Below are 13,000 nucleotides of genomic sequence, written 5' to 3' on the forward strand. Positions count from 1 at the left end.
AAAAAATACCACTCAATCAATTGGTTACAAATATAGAGTTCAATGCAGAGGAACTGCAAATGCCTAACCAATTGAATTTGTTTGATGAAATCTTCGGACAGTAATGATGTTGGCTAATCCAATTTTTTGTGCAGCCCCAACCCTTAGCGCCATAAAAAATGATCACTAAAGCCTCTGTAGTCCTAAGCCTAATCGCTGTCCTTATGAGTGGTTGCCATCCAGCAGAAACCGAGAAACAGGAAGATCTCCCTAAACTGGAGGCAACCACTCCACTCCGTGAAGATACTTCTGTCACGAAAGAATATGTTTGTCAGATTCATGCTATTAGGCATATTGAAGTCCGGGCATTGGAAAGGGGGTATTTGCAGAATATCTTTGTGGATGAAGGGCAATTGGTGCATCAGGATCAGCCCATGTTCAAAATCATGCCCAACATCTATCAGGCAGAGCTTTTAAAAGCAAAAGCCGAAGCGAATACCATGAATATCGAATACCTCAATACCAAAGGGTTGGCTGATCAAAAAATCGTATCAGTCAATGAATTGGCGTTGGCAAAAGCAAAGTTAGATAAGGCAAAGGCGGAAGTGAAAATGGCGGAAACCCACTTGGGCTTTACCGATATCAACGCGCCTTTTGATGGGATTATGGACCATTTGGCGGTTAGGAATGGCAGCCTTCTCGACGAAGGCGCTTTGTTAACCACACTGTCTGACATCAGCAAATTATGGGTCTATTTCAACGTCCCGGAAGCCGAATATCTCGATTACAAGATGCACAATTCTGGGGATGATCGAACCAGGAAGGTGAAGCTAAAGATGGCAAATGGCAAGATTTTCAAGCAAACGGGTGTCATTGAAACGATTGAAGCCGATTTTGATAATACCGCCGGCAATATTGAATTCCGTGCCACCTTCCCTAATCCGGACAAGCTGCTCAGGCATGGCGAGACGGGCACGATCCTGATGGCAAAGCCCTACAAAAACGCGTTGCTTATCCCTCAAAAAGCGGTATTCGAAGTCATGGATAAATCCTATGTCTACATCGTCAACAAAGAAGGCAAGCTGGAGCAACGGCTGATCAAGATCGAAGTCGATTTACCGCATCTGTTTATCGTAAAAGAAGGGTTGAAGGACGACGACAAGGTATTGCTCGAAGGCTTGCGCAAAGTGCATTCCGGAGAAGAGGTGAAAATCGATTTGAGGCCGCCCGAAAAGGTTCGCTCGGAGTTGGAATTATATACAGAGTAACCTTTAAGCCAGAGATTAATTATGTTCAATATTTTTATCAAAAGGCCTGTCATGGCGATCGTGTTATCGCTCGTGTTTCTGTTTATGGGCTTGCTGGCGATCCGATCCTTACCCATTTCCCAGTTCCCGGATATTGCCCCGCCCCGTGTCATGGTTTCATTGGCGTATCCCGGCGCCAGCGCCGATGTCCTGGTGCAATCGTCCCTGATTATGATCGAACGCGCTATTAATGGCGTTCCCGGCATGAAATACATCGTCTCAGATGCGACCAGCGCCGGTGAAGCCGTCATTCAAGTGCTGTTCGACCTGAGCGTTGACCCTAACATAGCGATGGTTAACGTAAAGACGCGCCTGGACCAGGTCATGAACAGGCTACCCAAGCTGGTTCAACTGGAAGGGGTGATCGTCGAACGGGTGCAGCCCAGCATGCTCATGTACATCAACCTATACAGCAAAGACAAAAATGCGGATCAGAAATTATTATACAACTATGCATTGGCCTATGTTATCCCGGAAATCCAACGGATCTATGGCATTGCCCAAGCAAAAATATTAGGCAGCCGCCAATATGCGATGCGGATTTGGCTGAATCCGGACCGGATGCGGGCCTATAACGTCTCGATAGACGAGGTGATGGATGCGATTGCAAACCAAAGCATTATCGGCCGGCCAGGACGGATAGGCCAAAGCACGGGCATTGCCGCCCAGTCCAAAGAGTATGTGCTGGTCTATCAAGGGCGATACAACAAGCCGGAACAATACGAAGACATTATCATCCGGGCCAACTCGGAAGGCGAGATACTGCACCTTAAAGACATTGCCAAAGTCGATTTAAGCAGCGAGTTTTATGATATTTACTCGGATAAGGACTCTTTTCCTTCTGCGTCCATCGTGCTTAAGCAAAACTACGGCAGCAATGCCAGCAAGGTCATCGAGGACGTGAAGGAAAAATTGAAAGAGTTGAAAAAGTCCTTCCCGGAGGGCATGGATTACGAAATCAACTACGATGTGTCCCGGTTCGTTGATGCTTCCATCGAAAAAGTCCTGCACACCTTAGGAGAAGCGTTCGTGCTGGTATCCTTGGTGGTCTTTATTTTCCTGGGCGACTGGCGTTCTACCTTGATTCCGGTCCTGGCAGTACCGGTTTCGCTGATCGGGGCATTCGCCGTCATGTCGGCGTTCGGGCTTTCCATCAACCTGATTACCCTGTTTGCCCTGGTGTTGGCCATCGGCATCGTGGTCGATGATGCCATTGTGGTGGTCGAAGCGGTGCATGCGAAAATGGAGGCTGAAAATGTAAGCCCCTATGTCGCGTCGAAAAAAGTATTGGGGGAAATCGGCGGCGCCATTGTTGCGATCACGCTGGTCATGGTGTCTGTGTTCGTCCCCCTTGCCTTCATGACCGGGCCGGTTGGCGTGTTCTATCGGCAATTTTCCATCGCTATGGCCTCGTCGATATTGATTTCGGCAATCGTCGCTTTGTCGCTTGCCCCTGTCCTGTGCGCGATGATCCTTAAAAACACCCACGGCCAACCGAAACGGAAAACGCCGATAAGTCTTTTCATCGGTGCATTCAACGTCGTTTTCGAAAAGGTAACGGGCCGATACGTTAAGTTTCTCAATGTCGTCGTCATGAGGCGACTCCTAACATTTTTGATTTTGGGTGGGTTTTGCTTTGGTATTTATTCGGTCAACCTAAAGTTGCCTTCTGGCTTTATTCCCGGTGAAGACCAAGGCATGATTTATGCGATTATCCAAACACCGCCCGGCTCAACGCTGGAAGTGACCAACAAAGTGGCACGGGAAATAGAAAGTATAGCCAGTAAAATCGATGGCGTGCAATCGATTTCTTCTTTGGCCGGCTATGAAGTGCTCACCGAAGGACGCGGTTCCAACGCTGGCACGGTTATTATCAACCTGAAAGATTGGTCGGAGCGCAAACATTCCGTCCAGGATGTTATCCGCGAACTGGAGGAAAAAACCCATGACTTCGGTGCCATGATCGAGTTTTTTGAACCTCCGGCAGTCCCCGGTTATGGCGCGGCATCCGGCTTGGCATTGCGCTTGTTGGACAAGACCTTAGGCACGGACTACCACGAGTTTGACAAACTTAACCAGACGTTCATGGCGGCGCTACGCAAGCGCAAGGAGTTAACGGGATTGTTTACCTTTTATGCGGCCAATTATCCGCAATATGAACTGGTCATCGACAATAAATTGGCCATGCAAAAAGGAGTTTCCATCGACAAAGCGATGAATAACCTGGACATCATGATCGGCAGCACTTACGAGCAGGGCTTTATCCGCTTCAATAACTTTTTTAAGGTCTACGCCCAAGCCCTGCCGGAATTCCGGCGCTTCCCTGAGGATGTGTTGAAGTATTACGTGAAAAACGATAAAGGCGAGATGGTGCCATACTCCGCCTTCATGACCCTGAAAAAACAGCAAGGCCTCGATGAGATCACCCGCTATAACCTTTACAACTCGGCGGCAATCCGCGCAGAACCGGCGACCGGCTATACCACCGGCGCGGCCATCAAGGCGATCCAGGAAGTCGCCGCTGAAGTGTTGCCCAAAGGGTTTGATGTCGCCTGGGAAGGCTTGACTTTTGACGAAGCCCGCCGCGGTACGGAAGCGATAGAGATCTTCGTGGTGGTTCTCGTGTTTGTCTATCTGGTGCTGGCAGCGCAGTACGAAAGCTTTATGTTGCCGTTAGTCATGTTGTGTTCACTGCCGCCCGGTATTTTCGGCGCATTCTTTCTGCTGAAAGAAATGGGTCTTGCCAACGATGTCTATTCCCAGTTGGGGATGGTGATGCTGATTGGTTTGCTCGGCAAAAATGCGGTATTGATTGTGGAATTCGCGGTGCAGAAGCAAGCCCAAGGCATGACACGATTGCGGGCGCACAAGCGCGTTTCCGGCCGATTTTAATGACTTCCTTTGCGTTTATAGCAGGGTTGATACCCTTGGCTGTGGCAACGGGTGCGGGGGCTGTCGGTAACCGGACGATAGGTACCTCTTCCTTGGGTGGGATGATTTTCGGCACGGTGTTTGGCGTCATCCTGATTCCAGGACTCTATTATATTTTTGCCAAAATGATAGAAGGAAAATCCTTAATTAGAAACGAAGACCTTGATCCTTTAACAGAGACTTATCACTATGGTTCGGGTGATGAAAAAGATTATGATTAAAATTTTTCATTTTGTGGTAGTGAGCGCTGTAGGGCTGATGTTGCAAGCTTGCAGCATACCGGCGATGACGAGCAAAAAGGCCGATTCTCATCTTCCTGACAGCTTTAAATCGAATGCGCCCGCGGTCAAACGTTATGAAGCGGAAGTGAGCAAAAACCAAAGCAGAAGGTATGAAATCAAGCAGCAGATTACTGTGGCCGAAAACCGGATCAACTTTCTGTTAGGTAGAACACCTCAACCTATTCGACGAACGTCAACTGGTTTTATGGATATCAAGCCAAAAATGCTTAACGCGGGTATTCCATCGCAATTACTACAAAACAGGCCCGATATTCGGAAAGTGGAGCTTGAACTGTCGGCAGCCGATTTAAATATCAAGGTGGCTAAAGCTAATTTCTATCCATCCTTCGGCATAAAAGCCGGAGTCGGATTTGAGGCTTTCGCCCTTAAATTCCTGATCAATACGCCTGAGTCATTGGCGGCTTCTATCGCAGGAGAGATGGTCGCTCCGCTAGTAAACAGGAATGCCATCATGGCCGAATATAAAAACTCAAATGCTAAGCAGATTCAGGCGGCTTATGAGTACGAGCAACGTATTATCAACGCTTATACTGAAGTATCCAATCAACTTTCAAATATAGACAATCTGGGTAAAAACTATCAGCTTAAGGGAAAGCAGGTTGATTTTCTCATCCAATCCATTGATGTTTCAACCCAATTATTTAAATCCGCCCGTGCAGATTATTTGGACGTGTTATTAACTCAAAGGGATGCCTTGGAAGCCAAAAAAGATCTAATTGAGACGAAACAAAAGCAAATTATAGCTATGGTGGACCTTTATAAATCGCTTGGCGGAGGTTGGCAGTAGTTATAGAAACGATCTTGCCAGTTCGGGCTTGCAGTAGCCAGCCTTTCTGTTGTCCACAGCGCCCACAAATAAGACCATCCGGCCACCTTCAGCTTGATAAGGGCTTGAAGACAGCATTTTAATCCGAAAAGTGCTGTTGCCATTCCCAATAATCCAACCCCTGACTTCTGCTTGTAAGACGACCCTCCAGGCAATCAGCCCAGAGTTTGGATTTGACGGCCTGTGTCACTTGCCGTCAATTCTACGGGACAACGATGGCATTTTACCGACAACTAATATTCCTTCGCTAAATTCAACAAGCTCAATTTTTACTTCACAATTGTTCAAAAATTACTTCGTTGAACGCCAGGCATTAATGATATATTTTTACTGTTAGGATGGTCTAAACAAAGACATAACTGATAGAGAAATTGGATTACTCTTGAAATCTAAACCCATTTCAGAAGCCCCCGGATTTTTTGATGGAATTATGTTTAAATCGTGCCACACGAGACAACGTAACAATATTTCTTGTACAGTTAGTTGGAGAAAAGAGTAAAGTGCTTTGAAGATAAGCTATTCTTTCAATAAAAAAAGAGGTGATTTATGAAACAGTTACAACATTATTCTTTTATATTTACATTATGCTTAACTTTTTGTTCAAATACCTACGCAGATTTAAACGTTGGCAACAGTAAACCAACAGCTTCGGAGATAATTAACGAATTTAAGGCTGGACCAGAAACAGGTGATAATTTAAATGGCGCGCAGAACATCAAAATGAGAGGTTTATTATGTAGGGGTTTATCGGTTAATTGCGATACGCCCGCCAAGAATGTAAACGCTAGTCCTAATACTATTCAATCAAGTAAATCAGGTTATAAAAAACATGCTGAAAAACCATTTTCCAATACCAATCGCCAGCCTGTTTGCAAACAAAAAAGTGTATCAATGCAAGTTTGGTTTGATTACAAGTCTTATACATTAACAAACTCGGCTATGGAAGAGCTAAAACCACTCGGTGAAGCACTTGCATCTGACCAATTACGCGGAATGTCTTTTTTGTTAGAAGGCCATACAGACGCTATTGGTAGCACGGAATACAATAATATTTTATCCAAACGTCGGGCAAATTCGGTCAAAGAGTATTTGATTAATAATTTTGCCTTTAAAGGCAAATCGATAAACGTCATTGGCAAAGGGAAATCCGAATTGGCTGACCCTGCCAATCCAGCTAGCGAAAAAAATCGCCGCGTAAAAATAATAAAATTAGGATGTTAATTCTCTACTAACTAGAAGTTAATCCCTAAAACCACAAAAACTTAGATAATTATAAGAAATCTTAACAATATGTTTTGCCTGGTGAAAACTATTCTAAAAATTGACGCATCGAGCATATCATGGCTAACAATCCGGAGGATACAAAAAATAACAACCCCACAAATCTTCAAACTAAAGTGAACAATAAATCAGATTCTGAGAAAGAAACTAGGCTATCCCCCCCCAAACCTTTACCAAGCATTACAGTTGAAAGTGAGGGCGAGAAATTTATCAACGAAATCGACAGGTCAAGCCAAGATGTTGACTTATCCAGTCAGATTAAATCTTCAGCCGATCAGTCTAACGACCCAAAAATAGGAGATCTGTTAAATAACCGCTATCGCCTAGAACAAGAACTTGGTCAAGGCGGCATGGGCAGTGTATTTAAAGCACTCGACCTACATCGGCAGGAAATCAATGCACGTAATCAATATGTTGCAATAAAGATTTTATTACCGGCATTGTCAGATGATAGAGTTTTAGTTGTCGGTTTTCATAGGGAGGCTGAAAAATCACAAAAACTTACTCACCCTAATATTATCAAAGTATTCGATGCTAGTCGTGACGGTAACCGCCATTATATGGTTATGGAGTATTTGGAAGGTAAACCACTAAATAATATTATTAGCCAACACGGCGCCTTTCCTTTAAAAAACGCGTTCCCAATAATTAGTGCTATTGGACGCGGGCTTGCGCATGCACACGAAAATAATATTATACATAGCGATTTAAAACCGGCTAATGTATTTATACTCGCTGGCAGCAATGAAGTTAAAATCTTAGATTTTGGAATTGCCTCTGAATTAAAAATTACGGGAAATAAAGACGAAACCATTTTTAATCCGCGAATGCTAGGCGGGCTTACAATCCAATATGCCAGTTTTGAAATGCTAAATGGATCAACCGCCGCAGATCCACGAGACGACATATATGCTTTCGGCTTAATAGTATATGAACTTTTAACTGGTAAGCACCCGTATAACAAAAAATCAGCTTCAGAAGTTTTTCTTGAACAAAAACGCGGCACTTTTATTCAGCCATTACCACCTAAAGAACTTACGGCCAGACAATGGCAACTGTTAAGCCAAGCAATTTCAATTGAACAAGATAGGCGACCAAAAAACTTACAGAAATGGCTTACAGCCTTTGAATTTAATGAAAAGCGGCTCCCACGCCACTTTATATTTCCTATTGTTACAATAATTGTCGTGTTAATTAGTGTTAGTGTTTACTTCCTTGTTGAAAAGAACCGATCAGACATTTCGCAAAAACCAAAAATTTTGCAAACAAAGCCCCCTATTGCTAATGCCGGTAAAGATCAATCTCTTTTTCTAGGGGAGACGATATGGCTAGATGGCAAAGCCTCGCAATCGACTGATTCTGGGCACTTATACTATCATTGGAAATTAACAAAAAACCCAATAGGTAGTCAGGTCGTCTTGCTTGATCAAGACACAGCCACTCCTCATTTTTCTCCAGACACAATTGGCCAATACGAAGCGGAACTTACTGTAGTGGATTCTCAAAATCAAACATCACAAGCCGACACAATCAATATAGCGGTTTCAAAACCGCTACCTCGTCTGGTGTTAAATGCAAGCAAAGATACCTATTATATTGGCGAGTATTTACAGGTAAATATACACTCATCCCAAGATGGTTACTTAGGGGTTGTTTATTTAAGTAGCACGGGTGTAAAGCTTCAGATTTTTCCGAACGGTTACCAAGAAAACAGCCATATTAAGGCCGACCAAAACTACCAAATCCCCCCCAAGGAAAAGCTAAAGATGCTTAAAATTCAAGGGCCAGCGGGTATAGATACAATCATCGCCGTTTTTAGTCATACGCAATTACCAGATTTGGAAAAATATATTGACGAAAATGGTAACTTATCAGAAACACTTCAGCAAAATGATGCCATAGTAGAAAAAATTACCTACCGTGTAATAAAAAATAGCGGGTAAAATGACTTAAACTTTACGAAAATTAAGTTTAATCATAGAGATAAAATGTGTTTTGTCTAACGACCAAAACTCAAGCACCTAAAATCTCAACTCACCCCTGATGCCGCCTGAAAAGCTATGGGTAGTCAGAAACTGATGGCCTTGGATGGTGTCGTAATTGAAAAAAGCCGAAATGCCATGGAAAAATTGTGCTGATACGCCCGCGCTGGCGATAATAAAGTCACGGTCAGGCCTATCGGTAATGATATTAAATCGTTTTTGCCGGACATCTTGCAGAAAATAAGAGTTAAAAACCCGGCTGTCATTTTCAAATTCGTGGATATATTCTGCTTTCACCATCGGGACAATCACCGCCCAAGGCGTACTGTAGGCGTAAGACATTTGCAATCCAGCCGCTGTTTGCAAGGATTTAAATGAATACCCATCGGTATGCAACGCATAACCCTGACCGCCCGTCTCATTCAAGGCATCCACGTTAGTGTCCTTATAATCAACGCGTATTTGCGGGGTAATGGTAAAGCCAGCTTTTCTGAAATTAAAGCCACTGGTCATCGCCAGGTTGTATTCAGTGCCTTGGTTGCTGCTTAAGGCGGTCGTATCAAAATCTGGCTCGCTCGCGATGTCGTACTTAATGCGGCGATTCGTCTGGTAATTGGCATTACTGCCGCTAAAAATGCCGTCCACAAAAAAACCGTTGTCGCTAAAATAAGAGGCATAAATTGCACCGCTATACGTTTCGGTTTTTAAATTACCCAAAGGCCCCGGAATTTCATGGAAAAAACGGGCATTGGCATAATTATAACTAAATGTTGTACCTATCAAAAAATGATCGGTAAAACGGTAATCCATACCCACCGTTGCCCCGTGGGTATCCTGTTGAAATCCCAGTTCGTTGTCGGTCAAAATCCGGTCGCCATAACCAATTTTGCCATTAATATAAATGCCCAACCGATCATCCAAAATACCGGGAATTTTGGTGGTACCGGCCTTGCCGCCGTTGCCCAAGGTGACAGGCTTGCCATCTTTGTCCAGTACGGTACCAGTCACTTGCAGTTCACCGCCTTGCGTGCCGTTACGTAGACCGACTATGCGGTTATTGATGGTGGCAATTTGGTTATTGTTCGCCTCAGAAGATTGCGTATTGGTCGCACTGCTTTGGGTGGAGGTGGTCGCCCAGAGGATGGTCGTGCGCTCCCCCCCCCTGCGGGTTATAGTCTCAGGATCTGGCGGGACGGGGAAGGCGGAAATGTAATTGGTACAACGTACCAGTAATTCGCCCCTGGCGCCACCCGAATTGCAGGCATCCTTGATGGCGAAATCCACGTTGAATTGGTTTTGGCCGGCATTTGCAGTGATTGAAAGAAATAATGCCCAACTCGTAAATAAGGTACGCCTGTATCCATTTGGGTTTAGGATTAGGTTTTTCATGTTTGAAAATTGCATCGTACTCCCCTTGGAATATATGTTTTGCCAAAAATTTACTATGACTGATTTTTACATCAGATGGCATTTATTATTAATTACTTAGCTGAACTATTCCAATAGTTTCAATATATTTCATTTAATTATTTATATTTTAGTTTAATATTTTTTTTACACAAACTATGCTTTTAAATTCAGCTAGCAAAAAGCTAAACAACAGCTACAAGCCGACAAACCACAAAGCCCTTAATTTTCAGAAGGGCTACATCAACGATTCCTTTCCTGTTTTGTTGATTGACCAGATTGCCAATGAGAATAAAGGCAATCTGGTTTTTGCATTCAATCAAGAGAGATTAACGACTGTACTTGATCGGTACTACCCACCATAAGTTGTATTAATTTTACCCATTGCCAATTTACCTCTGCATTACCAAGCATTAATAATATTTCTTAATTCTTGGGACAAGAGGCCAGATGGTGGCATTGGGCCTTCAATGCTTTCAGCCCCTGCTCTGACTTTAATTCTCGTTTTAGAGCTTGTGAATGCACCCCCGCTAAAATCCAGGCCACCATCGAGAATTGGGGCAGAATGACAACTAACACAATTGGCATCAATAATAGGCCTAATATCGTCATTAGTTGGCGTTCTTCCCGTGATGGTAATGTTTATAGTTGCCGTCGATTCAACATTGTTAGTGTCCGTAAGTTTGTAGCTGAAGTTTTCCGTCAGTTCATTACTTGCAATTAAAGATTGCACAGTACCATTGGCTTCATTGAGATCGTAGCTATATGTGCCGTCTGGGCTCAAGCTAAGGGTACTACCATAAGTACCAGTTGCAGGATTGGGTGCTGGTGGCGACAGGGCGGCGGTGCTGCCTGCTTTTATAGCATCATTAGGAAAGCTAGATGCATCCTTGACATTACCATTTAGCAACCCAGTATCATTGTACGCGATAATCTGACTAATATTCCCTGCCTGAGAACCGGCAAAGATGGGGATAGTCAAAGTTGCCGTGGAAGTGTCACCGTCTTCGTCAGTCAGGACATAACTGTATGTCGCGGTGTCTTGCTTTGTGACATCACGTATGTTTTTGACCGCTAGGTTATCGTCGGGCTTGTCAAGGGTGTAATTGTAAGAGCCATCTGGATTTAGTGTCAGCGTACCGAATGTACCATGAGGTGGGGTACTGGAAGCCAAAGCGATCGTATTTTGACCATCTCCTTTTGTGTCGTTTTGCATAACGCTAACAACACTATTTATACTAACATTGACGTTGGTATCAGGTATAGATACATTCGAGCCTACATCTGGGTTCGCTGTAGGTTTGTGGTTATCCTTCACAGCATTGCACAAAATATCCTTGGCGGTACGCCCTGTGCCGGGAACAATGTCGCTGCTAAAGCGGTGGAAAGTCAACTCAGCATTAGGCATCAGTTTAGCCGCATTCGGGCTTGCACAGATTGCTACGAATGCATCTAACCGAAACTGTTCTGCCGTAGTCCATAACTTGCCCAACTGGGTGCCTGCATCCTGTCCTACGCCGTGGGTCACGTGGCAGGTGCGGCAATAATTGGCGTACACGCTTTGGTAACTGAACTTTTCCTTGCACGGTTTGGTGGTCGGAACGCCGCTGCATTCCACATTAGCTGAGGCGGGATCGGTATACCAGGAGTTGGGTATAAAATTTGGGTTATACGTTGTGCCAGGCAACGGTTCGCCGCCATACCAACCTTCAATCAGGTTTTTTAGGGATTGTTTTCTTACTTTGGCCGGATCGTTTGGATCATATTGGACGGCGGCATCTTTCCACACCATGTGGTTAAGCTCGCGTATGGCGTCTATTTGTTTGGCAATTGCTGGGCTGCCACGAAGCTGTTGATCCAGGAGATTCAGATCCCACGGTAAGAATTGCCCTCCCACCGGGTTGCCATTACTGTCGATATTGCCTTTGTGGCAAGCATAGCAGGATTCCGGCACGGCTTTTGCGCCTTCGTTGTCCAGTGGCGCACGGTTAATCCGCCTGCCTTCCTTATCGTAAACATAAAATGCGGTAATTAATCGAAATTGCTGGGTGACGGGATCAAGAAACTGCATTCTTTCCATTGTCACCGTCGCCGCAAAAGCGGGCTTCTTGGTTGTGTTGGTGACGGGCTTGTCCCTGTCGAGGTTAATATAGTTATCGACATAACATGATAGGTGATCGGCATCCAAACAACTCATGGACCGACCAAAGCCCAAATCGAAGCTGTTAATATACTGGCTGCGGACGATTTTTTGTTTGTTCCTGTTGTTTGTATAACCGTTTGCACGTAACCATTTTTTTAATGTACTACGTCGTCCTTGTGGGTCCACTATACCGTAATAGGTGTTTCCATAACCCGATTGGCCAAATTCAGGTTCTTGGTCAGCCACTACCTTTACGTTTGCGTTAAGAAAACTTGGCTGGCCTATCGTTAATTTGTCAATATCGATGTGCTCAACCCTGTTTTTATCCAAACTTGGCTTGTCAACCCCAAGACGGATGATTACTTGCTCATTAGCACCCGCCTTGATAAGCCAAGTCTCTTCTTGCCAAGTACCCAGGGTATCAAAAAAACGCTTTTTGGCAATGACGTAAGTCGAGGTACTAATCGACATCAAGGGGGAAAATTCATGTTTGTTAATATGGTAACGAAACCTTATCTCATAATCGCCAGCACTTGGCGCATTAAAAGCCCACTCGAGACTACCTCTCCGTGAATTGCTGGCATTTAATTCAACGTACCCTTTGGGATTTACTGAGGCATTTTTGACTATGGCCTGTTCGGCCTCTAAAACTTCAACAACTGCAGATGCAGCGGGGCGTGCAAAAGCCAAACCCAAGATACCCATGAAAATAATGGATAGCAGCCTAAACCTAATATTTTCATTAGAAAACGCCATTGCCTTGTGCAATATAGGAATCATGGCTTACCCCCAAAAATTAATTGATATCTTTATATTTATTGTTTTGTATAATTTTTTCATCT

6 protein-coding genes and 1 pseudogene are annotated in these 13,000 nt (G+C 44.3%); 5 read left to right on the forward strand and 2 right to left on the reverse strand.

Annotated elements, in window-relative coordinates; translation table 11 throughout:
- Positions 1-158 precede the first annotated feature (158 nt).
- From MGMO_RS14320 to MGMO_RS14340, 5 genes and pseudogenes are all read left to right on the forward strand, one after another.
- Positions 159-1,247: an efflux RND transporter periplasmic adaptor subunit gene (locus tag MGMO_RS14320; RefSeq protein ID WP_023495772.1), complete on the forward strand. Its 1,089-nt coding sequence runs from the start codon at positions 159-161 to the stop codon at positions 1,245-1,247.
- Between the two features lie 51 nt (positions 1,248-1,298).
- Positions 1,299-4,438 (forward strand): annotated as a pseudogene (locus MGMO_RS14325) (efflux RND transporter permease subunit).
- The gene (locus MGMO_RS14330) at positions 4,419-5,306 is read left to right on the forward strand and encodes a TolC family protein (RefSeq protein ID WP_235557299.1); all 888 of its coding nucleotides are present in this window, start codon (positions 4,419-4,421) and stop codon (positions 5,304-5,306) included. The pseudogene MGMO_RS14325 and the gene MGMO_RS14330 overlap by 20 nt, the downstream one beginning before the upstream one ends.
- A gap of 585 nt (positions 5,307-5,891) precedes the next feature.
- Positions 5,892-6,566 (forward strand): OmpA family protein, encoded by a 675-nt coding sequence (locus MGMO_RS14335; RefSeq protein WP_023495776.1) that lies wholly within the window; start codon positions 5,892-5,894, stop codon positions 6,564-6,566.
- Positions 6,567-6,685: 119 nt separating this feature from the next.
- Positions 6,686-8,569 carry a serine/threonine-protein kinase gene (locus MGMO_RS14340; protein ID WP_023495777.1) on the forward strand — a complete coding sequence of 628 codons (1,884 nt, stop codon included), beginning with the start codon at positions 6,686-6,688 and terminating at the stop codon, positions 8,567-8,569.
- Positions 8,570-8,647: 78 nt separating this feature from the next.
- Here MGMO_RS14340 and MGMO_RS14345 read toward each other — a convergent pair whose 3' ends face one another.
- Together MGMO_RS14345 and MGMO_RS14350 are read right to left on the reverse strand one after the other, a co-directional pair.
- Complete coding sequence (locus tag MGMO_RS14345) at positions 8,648-10,012, reverse strand: autotransporter outer membrane beta-barrel domain-containing protein (RefSeq protein ID WP_023495778.1); 1,365 nt, start codon at positions 10,010-10,012, stop codon at positions 8,648-8,650.
- A 406-nt stretch (positions 10,013-10,418) separates the two neighbouring features.
- Positions 10,419-12,938 carry a VCBS domain-containing protein gene (locus MGMO_RS14350; RefSeq protein ID WP_023495780.1) on the reverse strand — a complete coding sequence of 840 codons (2,520 nt, stop codon included), beginning with the start codon at positions 12,936-12,938 and terminating at the stop codon, positions 10,419-10,421.
- Between the last annotated feature and the right edge of the window lie 62 nt (positions 12,939-13,000).

The sequence above is a fragment of the Methyloglobulus morosus KoM1 genome, assembly GCF_000496735.2.
In the GTDB taxonomy this organism is placed as follows: Bacteria; Pseudomonadota; Gammaproteobacteria; order Methylococcales; family Methylomonadaceae; genus Methyloglobulus; species Methyloglobulus morosus.

Excerpts from the sequence above, each read along its gene's own strand:
- MGMO_RS14320 (WP_023495772.1), top strand. The coding sequence starts at position 159 with ATGATCACTAAAGCCTCTGTAGTCCTAAGCCTAATCGCTGTCCTTATG.
- MGMO_RS14345 (WP_023495778.1), bottom strand. The coding sequence starts at position 10,012 with ATGCAATTTTCAAACATGAAAAACCTAATCCTAAACCCAAATGGATAC.
- MGMO_RS14350 (WP_023495780.1), bottom strand. The coding sequence starts at position 12,938 with ATGATTCCTATATTGCACAAGGCAATGGCGTTTTCTAATGAAAATATT.
- MGMO_RS14335 (WP_023495776.1), top strand. The coding sequence starts at position 5,892 with ATGAAACAGTTACAACATTATTCTTTTATATTTACATTATGCTTAACT.
- MGMO_RS14330 (WP_235557299.1), top strand. The coding sequence starts at position 4,419 with ATGAAAAAGATTATGATTAAAATTTTTCATTTTGTGGTAGTGAGCGCT.
- MGMO_RS14340 (WP_023495777.1), top strand. The coding sequence starts at position 6,686 with ATGGCTAACAATCCGGAGGATACAAAAAATAACAACCCCACAAATCTT.